Raw genomic sequence first — 14,882 nt, forward strand, 5'->3', positions numbered from 1 at the left:
CCGCCGGGCCGGGCCGGGCCGCGCCGAAGGCCCGCGCCCGGCTCAACCCGCCGCATCACGTCCCCGCATCACGTCCCCGCATCACGTCCCCGCATCACGTCCCCGCATCACGTTCCCGTGCCACTCGCCTCGCCCGCAGCAAGTGGCCCACCGAGCAACAGGAGCAAGCACCATGAAGGTTCTCATCGTTCTCACCTCGCACGACAAGCTCGGCGACACCGGCCGCGCGACCGGTTTCTGGCTGGAGGAACTCGCCGCCCCCTATTACCGGTTCAAGGAAGCGGGCTGGGACATCACCCTCGCCTCCCCGAAGGGCGGCCAACCGCCCCTGGACCCCAAGAGCAACGAACCCGCCAACCAGACCGACGAGACCCGCCGCTTCGAGAAGGACCCCGAGGCCACCCGCGCCCTCGCGGCCACCGTACGTCTGGACTCGGTCAACGCCGACGACTACGACACCGTCTTCTACCCCGGCGGCCACGGCCCCCTGTGGGACCTGGCCGAAGACACCGTCTCCGCCCGCCTGATCGAGACGACCCTGCGCTCCGGCAAGCCCCTGGCCCTGGTCTGCCACGCACCCGGCGTCCTGCGCCACGCCGTCAACGAAGACGGCACGCCCCTGGTACACGGCAGGAAGGTCACCGGCTTCACCAACTCCGAGGAAGAAGGCGTCGCCCTCACCGACGTCGTCCCCTTCCTCGTCGAGGACGAACTCAAGAGCCTCGGCGGCCTCTACTCCAAGATCGGCGACTGGCAGCCCTACGTCGTCCAGGACGGCCAGCTCATCACCGGCCAGAACCCCGCCTCCTCCGGCCCGGCGGCGGACGCCCTCATCACACTCACCACGGTGCAGCCCTGATCTACCGGTGAGAAGAACCCTTCTTCCTCCACCTTCCTCCACGTGAGTCCGCGGAACACTTCGGGCCCGCCAGGCTTCAGCCCGGCGGGCCCGAAGTGTTCCGCGCAGCCACAACAGCGCGATGATGGTGGCCGAGCTCTGTGGTCAGCGCAGTACCTGCTCGCGGTAGTGCGCGACCTGTGCGGCCTCCCACCACTGGGCCGGCACGTGGTGCGGCGCGCAGCGCGGGAGCCGGTCTCGACGCGTCCATGCTGCCGGCGCGTGCGGGAGCCGGAGGATGTCCTGAAGGCTGTCCCAGATCATGTCGCCCTGCTCCCACGGTGCGGCGTGTCCTCCGCTGCAGCGGAGGCCTTCGGCAAGGCGAAGCCCCTGCACCTGGCGAAGGCACACCTCGAACCGCTCCTTCTGGTTCCTGGGCACTTCCTGGGCACGAGCAGGTCCTCGGAGCTCGGAGCTCTGGTCCAGGCCGGGAGAGCAGGGCCAGGGACGCTTCGACGGTAGGAAAGGCCGTACCACCCTCAGGCCGCACGGGCGGCCGGGTATTCGGGGAGAATGGCCCTCATGACGACGACACCCGGCGTCGGCCTGGGCGCGATGATCCGTACGTGGCGCGACAGGCTTCCTCCGTCGGCCGCCGGGCTGCCGGTGGCGACGGGACGCCGCGCCACCGGGCTGCGGCGCGAGGAACTGGCCGACCTCGCCGGGATGTCCGTCGACTACGTCGTACGCCTGGAGCAGGGAAGGGCCACCACCCCCTCGGCGCCGGTGGTGGCATCCCTGGCTCGTGCCCTGCAACTGTCCGCGGCCGAACGCGACCACCTGTACCGGCTGGCGCGCCTCGCCCCTCCGGCGGACGGCACGGTCTCCGACCACCTCACCCCCGGCGTGCAACGGGTACTCGCCCGGCTCGGGGACGTCGCGGTCGCGGTCTTCGCGGCGGACTGGCAGCTGGTGTGGTGGAACCGCGGATGGGCCGGCCTCGTGGGCGACCCCTCCGCCTCACCGGCGCGGCTGCGCAATTTCGCCCGCGACAGGTTTCCCCTGGACGACGGGCCCGCCCATCTCGCACGGTGGCGCGTGACCGAAGCGGATCGGGAGGCCACCGACGCCGCCGTCGTCTCCGACTTGCGCCGCGCCACCGGCCGCTACCCCCAGGACAGACGCCTGGCCACGCTGATCCGTGACCTGAGCGCCAACACGAGGTTCGCCGAACTGTGGGCGGCCGGAGGCGTCGCCGCCCACCGGGAGGATCAGAAGACGGTCCATCACCCCGCCGTCGGACCGGTCACGGTGGACTGCGACATCCTGACCGACGGCGACTTCGACCTCAAGATCGTCATTATGACCGCCGCACCCGGCAGCGAGGACGAGACCAGGCTCCGCCTCACCGCCATCGCCGGTCAGCCCGCCACCACACCCAGCTGATCCGCAGGCGGACCCGTGCGCACCAGAGGGCTCTGCCGCCAGGGGTTCCGTGCCAGTGCCCCGCCCGCGCCGCGCCGCGCTGCCGCGAGCCTGCGGCTACGGCCTCGCTCTCCCGAACCGTCCCCTAAATCCGCCGGCTCGGCGCGGTGGCCGTGCCGCACTCCCACCATGACCACGCCATGACCACGCCATGGACGCCCCGGTGGTCGCCCGCCTGACCGTAGCCCAGTTGATCGGCTCACAGTCCACGGGCAACATCGCCCGCGGCTACGCTCTGCCCACCACGGCGTTCCGCACCGTACGGCGTTCCGCACCGTGACGGGCAGTCGCTTCCCCTTTCACCGCGTGCGTACGTTCGCGCGTACCGCGTCCGGGATCGGAGTGCTGCCGGTGGTGAGTTCGAGGATCTGTCGGCTGATGCGGGGCTCGTGGAGGAGGTGTGCGAGGGTCCGGGCCACGTCGGCGCGGGGGATTTCGCCGTGTGTCTCGGCGGGGCCGAGTGCCACGGTGTCCTGCCCGGGGGCGTCGGTGAGAGCGGCCGGGCGCAGGATGACCCAGTCGAGTCCGCTGGTGGTGAGGGCGATGTCGGCGGTCTTCTTCACGGCGATGTAGTGGTCGAAGTCGTCTCCGAGGTTGCGCTCGCGCCACGCCTCGGGGAACACCGACACCAGGACGAAGCGGGGGACACCGGCCAGACGTGCGGCCTCGATCGCCTTCACGACGCCGTCGCCGTCGATGGCGGTGGTGGCCTCTTTGCCGGCGCCGCCGGCTCCGGCGGTGAACACCAGGGCGTCGGCCGGGCCGATCAGTTCGGCGAGTTCGTCCGCGGAAAGGGCCGTGAGGTCCCCCAACCTGTCGTCGGCACCGAGCTCGGCGAGCGCTCTGCGCTGCTCGGGCTTGCGGACCAGTCCGCTGACGTCGTCGCCTCGTGCGATCAGCTCGCGTGCCAGGAGGGATCCGACTTTGCCGGCTATCCCGATGATGAACGTGTTCATGTCTGTCCTCGTCGATGGGTCGGGTCGTGGTGGCCGTGCGGGGACGGCCGTCCTCGGAGGACCGCCGCGCGCGGCGCGCGGCCGGCCGGCTCGGGGCGGAGGCGGCGAGCACCACTGCGTGCGCGTGTCTCGTCCCTGGCCCGCGGCGGTGGTACAGCGGCGCCGCCGGTGGGTGCGGATGCGGGCACCGCAAGGGGCGGGAGGGTTCTCTCGCTCCTTGCGGCGCCCGCAGTGTCGATCAGAAGCCGCTGTCAGAGGGCGGGGTGCTGATCACGGACGGGGCTGAGGGATTCCAGCAGCGAGGCGATGTGCAGGATCGTCGACTCGGCGTGCCAGTTGGCTGCCAGTTGTACGCCGATGGGCAGGCCCTCGCTGCTGGTGCCGAACCGCATGGACAGGGCCGGCAGGCCGGTCAGGTTGAACGGGATGGTCGCCGTCTGGATGTGGGCGGCGTCCACCGTCTGACCGTTGATGGTGAACTCGGTGAGTCCGTGTTCGTGGGCGGGGACGGGCAGGACCGGGAGGAGGAGGGCGTCGTAGTGCTGGAAGTACTCGGTGAAGGCGTCCCGGAGGCGTTCGATGCCCTGTTCGGCCAAGACGTAGTCCTCCAGGGACGTGTCGGGGCCGGCGAGCATGGCGGTGGAGACCTTGCCCATCTGGCCCTCGTGCCCGGTGGTGACCTCCCGGAAGGCCGGCTTCACCTCCATGACGTGCTGCCGGTAGAAGAGGTCGAGAGGGTTGTCCCGCTCGAGCGCCGGGATGCTCACCTCCTCGACCTGGATCCCGGCGCCCCCGAGGGCCTCGGCGGCCGCCCGTACGGTGGCGGCGACCTGCGCGTCGATCGGGCCGAGTCCGGAGTCGACCAGCCAGCCGACGCGCACCGGCCGGTCGGGCGAGGCTCCCAGGCCGGTGTCGAAGGCGCGCGGCACGGTGGCGAAGCCGTCGGCGCCGTCCGGGCCGGAGAGCACCGAGTAGGCCAGGGCGAGGTCGCGGACGGTGCGGGCCATCGGGCCGACGTGCCAGTCGCGGCGGGGTGCCCGCGGCCAGACCCCGGTCATCGGGATGCGTCCGTGGGTTGCCTTGAGGGCGGCGATGCCGGTGTGGGCGGCCGGCCCGCGGACCGAGATGGCCAGGTCGCTGCCGAGTCCGAGCGGTGACATGCCGGCGGCGATCGCCGCCGATTCCCCGCCGCTGGAACCGCCGGGCGTGCGATCGAGGTTCCAGGGGTTGTTCGTGCGGCCCGACAGGAGGTTGTCGGACTCGGTCGAGTACGAGAACTCGGGCAGGTTGGTCTTGGCCAGGAGGATGCCGCCGGCCCGCTTCATACGGGCCACGCTGGTGGCGTCCGAGTCCGGGACGCGGCCGGCGAAGACCGGGGAACCGCGCTGGGTCAGCACCCCGGCGGTGTCGAAGGAGTCCTTGACCGTGAACGGCACCCCGTGCAGCGGCCCGACCTCCTCCCCCGCCGCAAGCGCCTCGTCCGCGGCCTTCGCTGCCTCGAGCGCGCCGTCGGCGAGCGTGACGACGGCATTGATCTGCGGATCGACGGCCTTGATGCGGTCGAGGTGCGCCTGCACCACCTCGACGGAGGTCACCTTGCCGCTGCGGATCAGTTCGGCGAGCTCACTGGCGTCGGAGTGGATGAGGTCGGTCATGAGGCCTGTCTCCCTGTTTTGCGACTCTTAGACCGGTCTACTCTTGACCATTAGACCGGTTTACTTCCGCGCGGCGCCCGAAGTCGGGCGCCGCTGACGGCGGTTTGTGCGTGCGTGTGTGTGTCAGATGTGCAGGGTGCGGCGCGTGACAGTCATGGCGCGGTCGAGAGGGGCGAAGCTGCGATGGATCTTCGTCATCATGCTCGCGCCGAGCCACAGGCTGTAGAGGGTCTCGGCCGTCGCGCGGGGGGCGTCATCGACGCTCACCGATCCGTCCGCGATGCCGTCGTCGATCATCCGCTCCAGCCGGTCGACGATCCCCGTGGTCCCGACCTTCGTCGCTTCCCTCATCGCCTCGGAGAGATCGGCGATCTCCGCGGCGAGCTTGACGACCAGACAGCCGCCCTGGCAGTCGTCCACGGCCTGGGTGTCGTAGAAGTTCTGCCAGTAGCTCATCAGGCGCTCGGCAGAGGTCTTGCTCTTGTCGGCGGCGATGCCGTCGATGGTGGCGAGGTAGTCGTCGAAGTAGCTCTGCATCATCGCCTCGCCGAAGGCGTCCTTGGAGTTGAAGTGGTGGTAGAACGACCCCTTCGGAACTCCCGCCGCGGCGAGTACTTCGTTGATGCCGACCGCGCTGTAGCCCTTCGAGGCCACGATCCGGCGTGCGGTGTCCAGAACGATCTTGCGCGTTTCCGTCTTGGTGACTGGCATGGCGAAAGCCTAGCATCAGATTAGACCAGTCTCCTAGAGGCTTCTCGCTCCTCCGGGAACACGCCGACACACGCCGACACACCTACCCGTCGACGCCGTCGACGATGAGCACACGGTAGTCGGCGGCCTGGTGCCGGTGCGGAACGGCGGCCTGGTACTGCTCGCTGTGGTACCAGGCCAGCGCCGCCTCCCGGTCAGGGAAACGGTTGATCAGCACGCCCTCGGCGGCGGGGCCTTCGAGCACGTCGAGTCGGCCGTAGGCGGCCAGCGGGGTGATGTCGTGCCCGGCGCGCGCGGCGCGGGCTCCCGCCGTGTACGTCTCCAGCTCCGCGGCGTCGCGCAGGTGCTCGCGGATCATGACCACGTAGGCGCTCACTTGGCACTCCCGTTCGCGATCGTCTTGACCAGGACGTCGGCGGCGGGGCCGGAGGAGGCCGGGTTCTGTCCGGTGATGAGCAGTCCGTCGGCGACGACGTTCTCGCCGTAGTCGGCGACCTTCGTGTACCGGGCGCCGCGGGCGAGGAGGTCGTCCTCCAGCAGGAACGGCATCACCTCGGCCGCCTTTCCCTTGCCGCCCATCTCCTGGAGGCCCTTGATGGCGAGGATGGTCTCCTCCTCGGTGTCGGTGAAGCCGGTCACCAGCCGGCCCGCGACGGCGAGGTTGCCGTCAGGGGTGCGTACGTGTCGCAGCGCGACGGGTGCGTGGCACACCAGCGCCACCGGCTTGGTCTGCGCGAGGAACTGCTCCAGGAGCGCGATGGAGACCGGGTCGTCGGCCAGGTCCCAGACCGGGCCGTGCCCGCCCGGGTAGAAGACGGTGTCGAAGTCCGCCGCCGAGACCGCGTCGAGCCGCACGGTCGAGTCCAGCTGCGCCTGGGCTTCCGCGTCCTGCGTGAAGCGCCGGGTGAGGTCGGTCTGGAAGTCGGGCTTGGCGCTGGTCGGGTCCAGCGGCGGTCGGCCGCCCTCGGGGGAGGCGAGCACGATGTCCCAGCCCGCCTCCTTGAACCGGTAGTAGGGGGCGGCCAGTTCCTCCAGCCAGTACCCGGTCCGCTGACCGGTGTCGCCGAGCCGGTCGTGCGACGTCAGCACCATCAGGATCTTCGTCATGTCGCTACCTCTTTCAGGAGTGGTTGACTGCGTGAGATGAAAGTAGACCAGTCGGCTAGAGATCGTCAAGCAGACCGGTCGAATCGGTGAAGAGGGGCGTCGACGCGGACGGAGTGCCGACGGGAGCCCCGCGACGCGGGGCTCCCGTCCTGCGCCATCCGGACCCGTCGCGCCGCCGCGTCGGCCCGGTGGCGCCGCCGCCCCCTCTCATACGTCGGCGACTCGGGCGGCGACGGCAACCCGCGGCCGTACGACGCGCGCAACGCCCTCGACGGCTGCCCCGGCAGCTTCCGGAACGACGGCACGCCGTGCGTCTTCCCTGACATGCTCGCCCTCGCCCTCGCCCTCGCCCTCACGCAGGACGCGAGGTGATGTCAGTAGGCGAGCTCTCCGATGCCGCCGTCGACGCGCAGCACGGTGCCGGCGGTGTAGGCGGACTCGTCCGAGGCGAGATACACGGCCGCCTTCGCAAGTTCGGTGGCCGTTCCCAGGCGGTGGAGGGGCACGGTCCGGCGGAGTTCCTCGCAGACGGCCGCCTGACGCTCGGGGCCGAGCGGCGCGAGCGCGTTGGTGACGGTCGGCCCCGGGCTCAGCCCGTTGACGCGTACGCCCCGGTCCTTCAACTCGTAGGTCAGCCCTCGGGCGTAGGACAGCAGCCCTGCCTTGGCCGCACCGTAGACCGTCGCGGCAGTCTCTACGGCACGTTCGGGGACAAGCGCCGCTTCTACCTCGAAGCCGTCAGGCTCTACTGGGACGTGTACGAGCGGCGCCTGACCGCCGCGCTCGACACCGCCCCCCTTCTGCCGGCGCTCCGCGAGGTCCTCACTCACCCGGCCCGCCTGGACGAATTCGTCTCCGACCTGGGCATGCCGCACGGCTGCCTGGTCGGCAACACGAGCGCCGAACTCGTCCCCCACGACAGCGAAGCCACGGATGTCGTCGCGCGCTCGTACCGCCGCTTCACCGGCATCGTCACCGAAGCACTGCGCCGGGCCCAGGCCGAAGGGGAAGTCACCGACAGCGCCACCCCCGAGGCCCAGGCCCAGCTACTGCTGTACGTCGTCCAAGGCCTCTCGCTCGTATCGAGGGCAGGCCTCGACAGGGAGGCGGCGCTGGCCGCGGTCGACGCCGCGATCAACGGTCTGCGAGCGCGCTGAGGCAGCCCGCCGCCGGTACGTCCATGGCCGCATGGCACAGACCTCTCCGCCCGGGACGCCCTCGTGGTCTCCAGCGCGGCGACGAAGCCGGCGGCGGCGCTCGGGCAGGAGGTGCTGCTGCGGGGTCTGCCCCCGCGCGTGGTGGCGGAGGGTGCGCATCGCACCGAGGCGGCGACGGGCCGTGACGCGACCCCTGTGTGACATGACACCGCCCGGTGATGCACCCGACACGCCTCAACTGCCGCGCGCGTACAACCTTTTCACCGCATCGCCGATCAATACTCCGCGGCCGCTGTGGCCGTGCGTGATGTGGGTCCGCCTGTCCCGCGACCTGCATCCGCCCGCCGATAGTCGATAACGGAGCCTTCTCATGTCCCAGCACTCCCGCGATAAGTTGACGTCCGGCAAGAAGGTGACCCTGGGCGTCAGCGCACTGGCCGCCTCCGGGCTCGCCATCGGCCTGCTCGTCGCACCGTCCGCCATGGCGGACGGGACCGGCGCGGCCGAGGCGCTGAAGCAGAGCAAGGCCGCGGCCGCAGACGCGGCGGCGGCGAAGACCGCCGCGCCCAAGACCTTCGCCGCGAGCAGTGCGGACTCCACCGTCGTCTCCGGCGTCACCGTCAACGGCAGCAACACCGCCCGCGTCGGGACGACGAACACGCAGACGGTCACCGTGAAGTGGACGATCAGCGGCGGGTCGGAGCTCTACGGCACCAACGCGTCGCTCTGGCGTGGCACCGACACCGGCAGCGGAATGGAGCGGTTCCTCAACTCGGAGGAGTTCGAGGCGGACGCCGACCTCTGCGTTCGGTCCGGCGACACCACGTACAGCTGCACGGCCACCTTCAAGATGGATCCCCGGAGCTTCCTGACGAACGAGGATGCCGGAGTCTGGAAGATCTCCCTCTGGGCGATCACCGACGCGGCCACCGACGTGGACACCGACAACGCCAAGACCTGGTACCTCAAGCGCTGGTCCCGGCTGAGCAACAACGCAGCCCCCGAGCCCGTCGCCAAGGGCAAGACGATCACGGTCACCGGCAAGCTGGAGCGCGCCAACTGGGACACCCACAAGTACGCGGGCTACACCCAGCAGACCGTCCGCCTCCAGGAGCGTTCGCTGACCGGCTCGTACGCCACCACCAGCAGCCACCTCACCGGCACCGGCAGCCTGGCGGGCGTCGAGAAGCAGACGCGCACCGCCACCACCGACCGCTGTTACCGCTACAAGTTCGAGGGCACCTCCACCACGCCGCCGGTCACCGCCACCGGTGACTGCGTGGACGTGCGCTGAGCCCACTGAGCCGGCCGGCCACACCGGGTCAGCGAGGCGACGCACCCGTCCTCGCTGACCAGCGGCGCGCGGCGGGTGCTGATCGCCTCGAGCGGTCGCCGGTGTCCCGCTCGATGCCACTCGATCACGCTCGATCACGCTCGATCCCGCTCGATGCCACTCGATGCCACCGTGACCGTAGCCAAGGCCTGGTGCGCACGGACCCGGCGGGCCTGAGGCACGGCGATGCAGGCCGGCGCCGCACTGTTCGCCGCCGGCACCGCACCTCCCCCGGCACACGCAGACGCGCATCACCCGGGGATGTCCCGTCGCAGGACCATCGAGATCCGTTGTCGGGGTGTCGACTTCACAGGGCCGGACCCAAGCCTCCGCAGTCATTCACGGGGTCGAGAACGGAGCGACTGCGGTGTTCGCGGCGGCGAGGTCGCCGTCCCGTGGCTGGTGTCGACTGTCTCCCCGCCCGGGGCAGGAAAATCTATGTCGGCCGGAGTAGACATTGCGGGGTGGTGTGGCTATGGTTTCTCTCGTCAGCAGAGATCCAGCTGGGTCCGGCAGAGACGACCGGGCAGCAGTACCCGCAGTTGCAGTGTGCAGGACGGTGCGGCGGTGGAGTTTCGAAGCCAGGGTGGTTGCAGGACGGCGACGAGGCTGACGGCCGGACCGGGTGGTCCGCAGTGATCAGGGACCACCGCAAAGCAGTACCGCAGTACCCGCAACAGCAGTACCCCGCAGTGCAGGTGAGTGAGCAGTACCTCGGTGAAGGCGTCGGCTGCGGACGCGCGCGCCGGGAGGTTCGGCAGTGGGGTTCCAAGCCAGGGCAGATGCACGACGGGCGACGGGGCTGGCTGGCGAAGGTGGTGCTGTGACAGGCCACAAGCAAGACGCAGGACAGCAGTACGCAAGTGATCGACCCCAGAGGGAAGAACGGAGGAGCCCGCGCCATCAGGATCGCCCGGACAGAATTGGTGGGTCCGGGTACCGCAGGACATCGATAGTGAGGTGGTCTCCGGTCAAGCAACCGCGATCCCCGCAGTCCCGACAGCTTCCAGGTCGGGCGGGCGGACACAGAAGGCCGGCGCAGTACCAGGGCCGGCAGATGGTGTAGCAGTTCCTTCGGGGCCCGGGTGCCACATGGCACCCGGGCCCCTCGACGCGTTCCACGAACGAGGTGTAAATGACAGCAAGCGATTCCTTCGGCCGTCTCGACGACGACGACTACCCCGCCTACACCATGGGCCGGGCCGCCGACATGCTCGGCACCACACAAGGCTTCCTGCGCGCCATAGGCGAAGCCCGCCTCATCACCCCGCTGCGCTCGACGGGCGGCCACCGCCGCTACTCCCGCTACCAGCTACGCATCGCCGCCCGCGCCCGCGAACTCGTCGACCAGGGCACCCCCATCGAGGCCGCCTGCCGCATCATCATCCTCGAGGACCAACTCGAAGAAGCCCAGCGTCTCAACGCCCAATACCGCCGCGCCGCCGCCACGGAAGATTCGACCCCCGCAGACTGAGACGGCCCCGTCCCGCCTGCACGCGCGGCCCGGCACCCGACTGCCGTCCACGGCCCGTGCCGGGCGCACCATCGCGCGACTGCCTGGAGAAGACGGGCACGGCCTGAACCGACGCGCCGAGGCCGCCGGCGTGGACACACGCCGGCCGACCCGAAGGGGTGCCTCCTCCAGGCTTCACCCGCCCTGGCGGTCGCCGCCCGCGACGTCCACGACATCCGCGCCGCACGCGAGCATGCCGTCATCAACGTTCTCGCCAAGGCCGGCGTCGGCCTCGGGCCCCGTCGCGGGGGTCAGGTGACTTGGCGGCCCATTCTTGCCGACTTCCGGTTGTGGTCCTTCGTGTCCCACCACTCCTCGATGTGGGCACGGACGAGGCACAGGAGCTGGTTCAGTCGGTCGGGAGGGGGCGCGGGCGAGGCGAGGACATCTGCCCAGGACTTGTCGTTCCAGGGCAGAGCGACCACCCAGTGTTCGTCCGGGTGGCCCTGGCGTCGCACGGACAGCTCGTACGTCAATGTCGCGCTACGGTCCGCAAGCTGCTCGACCGAGAGCTGCGCGACATCGAACCGCACTCCGTCAGCGGTCACGTAGGAGCTGCTCAGTGCTTGTTCGGCCGGGGTCTGTTCTGCCATGGCGTCGAAATCACCCTTCCTGCCTCGTCCCGCGTCCCCCACTTGTTTCTAGCAGCGAGCGGCGCCGGCGACGGCCGTCTGGTTGACCTTGTAGGCCGTCAGGAGGTCGTTGGTCCCGGCCGGGGTGCCGATGATGGTGCGGAACTTCTCCACGCGCGGGCACTGGTTGAGGTACGTGGAGTAGCCGCCGCGGCCGTTGGCGTCGCCGGACCATATGGCCGCGTTTATCTTGCGGTCCATCGTTGGCGACAAGGTTGCGGACATACACCGTCACACTCGCCCTGGGCAGCAGCAGCGCCGCCGCCGCGATCCGGGCCGGACCTCGAGGACCCCTACCGTCGAGGCGAACGCTTTTCGTCTGGGGTGATCGACGGTGCCGGGCGCTACGAGAGGTACGACGAGCCCGAGTATGTCGACGCCGCCGCCGAACGGCTCGCCTACTTCTGCATCAGGAACCTGTAAGACGCTCTGTGCCGTCGAGCGCGGTGTCGGGGACGCGGGCGGTGTCGAGCCGCGAAGTCCCTATAAGCTTCCCGATGGGGGCAGGGTCGAAGGAGTGCAGGTCAACAGGGGAGCCGGCGGCGCATCGCGGCCGGTGCCTGCGCGCTCACTGCTGGTGGCGCCGGAACCGGCACTCCGGTGCGGGGAGCCTTGGGCACCAGCCTCGTTGCCGCGATCCGTGCCGTACGGATCCCTGCGTTCGACCTGCCTGGAGGGCGTGTCAGGTGTACCCGTTGGAAGAGTCCGATCCGACACACATCGGTCGCTACCGGCTGCTCGGCCGGCTCGGTTCCGGGGGGATGGGCAGCGTCTACCTCGGGCGGACTCCGGGCGGGCGGCCCGCCGCGGTGAAGGTCGTCAACGCCCATCTCCAGGCGGATCCCGAGGCGTTGGACCGGTTCCGGCGGGAAGTGGAGACCCTGGGCACCGTCCGCAACGCGTTCACGGCCGCCCTCATCGACGCCGAAGTCACCACCCCGCCCTTCTGGATGGCGACCGAGTACGTGCCCGGACCGACGCTCGCCGACGCGGTCGACGCCTCCGGGCCGTTCCCGGCCGACCTCGCGCGCGCCGTCCTGGCGGCTCTCGCCGAGGGGCTGGCCGACATCCACGTACACGGCGTGCTGCACCGTGACATCAAGCCGCAGAACGTCATCCTCTCGGCCACCGGACCCCAGCTCATCGACTTCGGTATCGCCCGCAGCGAGACCATGGCCAACATCACGCTGGCCGGTGCCGCCATCGGCACCCCTGGATTCATCGCGCCGGAGACCCTCACCCGGGGCGAGAGCGGACCGGCCTCCGACGTCTTCGCGCTGGGCGTCACCATGGCCTACTGCCTCACCGGGCGAGCGCCGTACGGCCAGGGCTCGGTGGCCACCGTCTCCTACCGCACCGTGCACGAGGAGATGGACCTCGCGGGCGTTCCCGAGGAGATGGCCCGGCTGATACGGTCCTGCGCCGACAAGGACCCGGCCCGCCGGCCCGGTCCGCAGCGCATCGTGGAGCTGTGCGACAGCGAGATCGACGTCGTGCGGCACCCCGCCTACCAGCGGATCACCGCGTCGGCACCGTCCGGGTCCGGGGAGGACACGACGGCCGTCGCCGCTGCCGCTGGCAGTGTCGGTGCCGGTGCCGGTGCCCTGCCGTCTGGCGCAGATGGCGCCGCGCCCCCGGCCCCGGCCCCGGGTGGCGCTCCCACCGCCCCAGTGGCGCACCCGGCTCCCACGGTCGCCGCCGGTACGCGGTTCCTGCCGCCTCCGACGTACGCGGATCCGGCCGGTGCGTCCGCGGCCATGACCGCGCCCGGCACACGACCGGCCTGGTACCGCCGCACACCGTTCCTCGCCGTCGGCGCGGTGGCCGTCGTCGCGGTCGTCGCTACGACCGTCCTCGCGCTCCAGAGCTCCGGTTCGGCCGCCGACTCCAAGGAGCCGAAGGCGTCCGGGAGTCACAGCGGCTCCGGCGGTGGTACGGCGGGCAAGGAGCTGCCGCAGTCGCTGACGGTGCGTGGCCGCAAGGTACTTGAGGCCGGGCAGTCCCTCCGGACGGCTCATGTGCGACTGGTCATGCAGAAGAACGGTGACCTGGTCTCCTACGACGAGGACAACCAGCCCACTTGGGCGTCCCGGACGTCCGGCGAGAACTATCAGGCGGCCTTCCAGGAGGACGGCAACCTGGTCGTCTACAACGCCGCCCACGAGGCGGTCTGGGCCTCCGACACCGGTGCCTCCAAGGGGGCGGTCCTCGAACTCCGCGCCGACGGCGACGTCGCCATCACCAAGGACGGCCGCGATCTGTTCAGCACCGACACGGTCGCCGGGCTTCCGGAGACGATGACGGTCCGCGCCCGCAAGACGCTGGAGACCGGTGACTTCCTCCAGACGGCACATGTGAAGCTGGCCATGCAGGAGGACGGCAACCTTGTCGCCTACAGCGACGACCGGCGCCGTTGGGCCTCCGGAACGTCCGGCGAGAACTACAAGGCGGTGTTCCAGGAGGACGGCAACCTGGTCGTCTACACCGCCGACGACAAGCCGGTATGGGCCACCAACACGGGGTATCCCGAGGGCGGCGCGCTGCTCGAGTTCCGCGCCGACGGCACTGTCGCCATAGCCAAGGACGGACAGGATCTGTGGAACAGCGGCGACGGCGGCGGCGAGTGATACCCGGGCGCCCTCCCACGGACACACCATGACCAGGACGTAGATATGTATGTGAGCCTGGAGAGGGCGGCCGCCTTCGTTGTGACACAGGACAGCGCTACGGGGCAGGGCCGGGCCCGGCCAGGATGGCTCGCACACATTCTTCCTGTACACGCCGCTCCGCCTAGATACGTATGACCACGGTGCGGCGACGGCGAGCTGTCCCTTCCTGTGTGCACAGGTGCTTCAGCGCTTATCGTTGGAGCGAACATGTCGGGACTTCGGCCGTCGACACTTATCAGCATGTACCTCGTGACGTGGGTACCATGCGCGCGTCATACATATCGAGGGAGTGAACGGTTGTGACCAGCCAGTCAGCCGCCGCGCTCCGATCGCGGTACATCGAGCAAGCCGCGTCGGATCTGGAGGAGAACCGCCGCCTGCAGCAGGAGCTGAAGGAGAGGATCTCGATGTTGAAACAGGAGGAAGCCCTCCTGGGAGACATCATCAGCCTCGCCGAGCGGTACGAGGGTTTCGCCGACGCGTCCCGCCTGCCCGAGCAACTGCAGGACGGGCCGGACACCGCGAAGTCGAAGCGGGCAGCGGCCGGAGCCACTTCGCGGCCCACGACACCTGCGAGGGCCGGCGCCGAGGGCAAGCCGCGTCAGGCTCTGCTCGGGGACCTGCTCATGCGGCTGCTCGACCAGTCCGACGAGCCGCTCCTGGCCAAGGAGCTGCGGGACGAGCTGCTGAAGAAGCACCCTGACCGCAGCCCCACACCGCAGGTGGTGCGCAACACCCTCGAGTCCCTCGTCGCCAAGGGACGTATCCGGCGGCACAAGCAGCAGCGCTCCGTCATGTACGCCCTGGTGAAACAGGACCGATAGAC

18 protein-coding genes are annotated in these 14,882 nt (G+C 70.0%); 9 read left to right on the top strand and 9 right to left on the bottom strand.

Going from position 1 to position 14,882, the window contains the following annotated elements:
* Nucleotides 1–172: 172 nt before the first annotated feature.
* A complete protein-coding gene (locus ACH4RC_RS32665; protein ID WP_398207316.1) occupies nt 173–859 on the top strand; it encodes a type 1 glutamine amidotransferase domain-containing protein in 687 nt (228 codons plus the stop codon).
* A gap of 144 nt (nt 860–1,003) precedes the next feature.
* Here ACH4RC_RS32665 and ACH4RC_RS32670 read toward each other — a convergent pair whose 3' ends face one another.
* Nucleotides 1,004–1,162 (bottom strand): hypothetical protein, encoded by a 159-nt coding sequence (locus tag ACH4RC_RS32670; protein WP_398207318.1) that lies wholly within the window; start codon nt 1,160–1,162, stop codon nt 1,004–1,006.
* Between the two features lie 258 nt (nt 1,163–1,420).
* Here ACH4RC_RS32670 and ACH4RC_RS32675 point away from each other — a divergent pair, with 258 nt between their 5' ends.
* Together ACH4RC_RS32675 and ACH4RC_RS32680 are read left to right on the top strand one after the other, a co-directional pair.
* Complete coding sequence (locus ACH4RC_RS32675; protein ID WP_398207320.1) at nt 1,421–2,284, top strand: helix-turn-helix transcriptional regulator; 864 nt, start codon at nt 1,421–1,423, stop codon at nt 2,282–2,284.
* A gap of 190 nt (nt 2,285–2,474) precedes the next feature.
* A complete protein-coding gene (locus ACH4RC_RS32680) occupies nt 2,475–2,603 on the top strand; it encodes a hypothetical protein (protein WP_398207321.1) in 129 nt (42 codons plus the stop codon).
* 19 nt (nt 2,604–2,622) lie between these two features.
* Here the strand turns inward: ACH4RC_RS32680 and ACH4RC_RS32685 are convergent, their stop codons facing one another.
* From ACH4RC_RS32685 to ACH4RC_RS32710, 6 genes are all read right to left on the bottom strand, one after another.
* A complete protein-coding gene (locus ACH4RC_RS32685) occupies nt 2,623–3,279 on the bottom strand; it encodes an NAD(P)H-binding protein (RefSeq protein WP_398207322.1) in 657 nt (218 codons plus the stop codon).
* 251 nt (nt 3,280–3,530) lie between these two features.
* Nucleotides 3,531–4,934 carry an amidase gene (locus tag ACH4RC_RS32690; RefSeq protein ID WP_398207324.1) on the bottom strand — a complete coding sequence of 468 codons (1,404 nt, stop codon included), beginning with the start codon at nt 4,932–4,934 and terminating at the stop codon, nt 3,531–3,533.
* 123 nt (nt 4,935–5,057) lie between these two features.
* Complete coding sequence (locus tag ACH4RC_RS32695; RefSeq protein WP_398207325.1) at nt 5,058–5,645, bottom strand: TetR/AcrR family transcriptional regulator; 588 nt, start codon at nt 5,643–5,645, stop codon at nt 5,058–5,060.
* Nucleotides 5,646–5,727: 82 nt separating this feature from the next.
* Nucleotides 5,728–6,021: a DUF1330 domain-containing protein gene (locus ACH4RC_RS32700; protein WP_398207326.1), complete on the bottom strand. Its 294-nt coding sequence runs from the start codon at nt 6,019–6,021 to the stop codon at nt 5,728–5,730.
* Complete coding sequence (locus tag ACH4RC_RS32705) at nt 6,018–6,752, bottom strand: type 1 glutamine amidotransferase domain-containing protein (protein WP_398207327.1); 735 nt, start codon at nt 6,750–6,752, stop codon at nt 6,018–6,020. The genes ACH4RC_RS32700 and ACH4RC_RS32705 overlap by 4 nt, the downstream gene beginning before the upstream one ends.
* Before the next feature lie 374 nt (nt 6,753–7,126).
* Nucleotides 7,127–7,627, bottom strand: coding sequence for an SDR family oxidoreductase (locus ACH4RC_RS32710; protein ID WP_398207329.1), 501 nt, complete (start codon nt 7,625–7,627; stop codon nt 7,127–7,129).
* Between ACH4RC_RS32710 and ACH4RC_RS32715 the strand changes: the two genes are divergently transcribed.
* The 4 genes from ACH4RC_RS32715 (at nt 7,508) to ACH4RC_RS32730 (ending at nt 10,716) form a co-directional block, all read left to right on the top strand.
* Entirely contained in the window at nt 7,508–7,909 is a 402-nt protein-coding gene (locus ACH4RC_RS32715) for a TetR family transcriptional regulator C-terminal domain-containing protein (protein WP_398207331.1), read from the top strand. The genes ACH4RC_RS32710 and ACH4RC_RS32715 overlap by 120 nt on opposite strands.
* A 63-nt stretch (nt 7,910–7,972) precedes the next feature.
* Nucleotides 7,973–8,110: a hypothetical protein gene (locus ACH4RC_RS32720; RefSeq protein WP_398207333.1), complete on the top strand. Its 138-nt coding sequence runs from the start codon at nt 7,973–7,975 to the stop codon at nt 8,108–8,110.
* A gap of 169 nt (nt 8,111–8,279) precedes the next feature.
* On the top strand, nt 8,280–9,203 hold the full coding sequence (locus tag ACH4RC_RS32725) for a calcium-binding protein (RefSeq protein WP_398207334.1): 924 nt from the start codon (nt 8,280–8,282) through the stop codon (nt 9,201–9,203).
* A 1,174-nt stretch (nt 9,204–10,377) separates the two neighbouring features.
* The gene (locus ACH4RC_RS32730) at nt 10,378–10,716 is read left to right on the top strand and encodes a MerR family transcriptional regulator (protein ID WP_398207336.1); all 339 of its coding nucleotides are present in this window, start codon (nt 10,378–10,380) and stop codon (nt 10,714–10,716) included.
* A gap of 290 nt (nt 10,717–11,006) precedes the next feature.
* Here the strand turns inward: ACH4RC_RS32730 and ACH4RC_RS32735 are convergent, their stop codons facing one another.
* Nucleotides 11,007–11,348, bottom strand: coding sequence for a hypothetical protein (locus ACH4RC_RS32735; RefSeq protein ID WP_398207338.1), 342 nt, complete (start codon nt 11,346–11,348; stop codon nt 11,007–11,009).
* A 48-nt stretch (nt 11,349–11,396) separates the two neighbouring features.
* Complete coding sequence (locus ACH4RC_RS32740) at nt 11,397–11,588, bottom strand: hypothetical protein (RefSeq protein WP_398207339.1); 192 nt, start codon at nt 11,586–11,588, stop codon at nt 11,397–11,399.
* Nucleotides 11,589–12,082: 494 nt separating this feature from the next.
* Here ACH4RC_RS32740 and ACH4RC_RS32745 point away from each other — a divergent pair, with 494 nt between their 5' ends.
* Both ACH4RC_RS32745 and ACH4RC_RS32750 read left to right on the top strand, forming a co-directional pair.
* On the top strand, nt 12,083–14,014 hold the full coding sequence (locus ACH4RC_RS32745; protein ID WP_398207341.1) for a protein kinase: 1,932 nt from the start codon (nt 12,083–12,085) through the stop codon (nt 14,012–14,014).
* Between the two features lie 341 nt (nt 14,015–14,355).
* Complete coding sequence (locus ACH4RC_RS32750) at nt 14,356–14,880, top strand: hypothetical protein (protein ID WP_398207343.1); 525 nt, start codon at nt 14,356–14,358, stop codon at nt 14,878–14,880.
* Nucleotides 14,881–14,882 lie beyond the last annotated feature (2 nt).

The sequence above is a fragment of the Streptomyces sp. NPDC016845 genome, assembly GCF_044332585.1.
GTDB lineage: Bacteria > Actinomycetota > Actinomycetes > Streptomycetales > Streptomycetaceae > Streptomyces.

Coding starts and splice junctions, on each gene's coding strand:
- ACH4RC_RS32665 (WP_398207316.1), top strand. CDS start 173: ATGAAGGTTCTCATCGTTCTCACCTCGCACGACAAGCTCGGCGACACC.
- ACH4RC_RS32670 (WP_398207318.1), bottom strand. CDS start 1,162: ATGATCTGGGACAGCCTTCAGGACATCCTCCGGCTCCCGCACGCGCCG.
- ACH4RC_RS32675 (WP_398207320.1), top strand. CDS start 1,421: ATGACGACGACACCCGGCGTCGGCCTGGGCGCGATGATCCGTACGTGG.
- ACH4RC_RS32680 (WP_398207321.1), top strand. CDS start 2,475: ATGGACGCCCCGGTGGTCGCCCGCCTGACCGTAGCCCAGTTGATCGGC.
- ACH4RC_RS32685 (WP_398207322.1), bottom strand. CDS start 3,279: ATGAACACGTTCATCATCGGGATAGCCGGCAAAGTCGGATCCCTCCTG.
- ACH4RC_RS32690 (WP_398207324.1), bottom strand. CDS start 4,934: ATGACCGACCTCATCCACTCCGACGCCAGTGAGCTCGCCGAACTGATC.
- ACH4RC_RS32695 (WP_398207325.1), bottom strand. CDS start 5,645: ATGCCAGTCACCAAGACGGAAACGCGCAAGATCGTTCTGGACACCGCA.
- ACH4RC_RS32705 (WP_398207327.1), bottom strand. CDS start 6,752: ATGACGAAGATCCTGATGGTGCTGACGTCGCACGACCGGCTCGGCGAC.
- ACH4RC_RS32725 (WP_398207334.1), top strand. CDS start 8,280: ATGTCCCAGCACTCCCGCGATAAGTTGACGTCCGGCAAGAAGGTGACC.
- ACH4RC_RS32730 (WP_398207336.1), top strand. CDS start 10,378: ATGACAGCAAGCGATTCCTTCGGCCGTCTCGACGACGACGACTACCCC.
- ACH4RC_RS32735 (WP_398207338.1), bottom strand. CDS start 11,348: ATGGCAGAACAGACCCCGGCCGAACAAGCACTGAGCAGCTCCTACGTG.
- ACH4RC_RS32740 (WP_398207339.1), bottom strand. CDS start 11,588: ATGGACCGCAAGATAAACGCGGCCATATGGTCCGGCGACGCCAACGGC.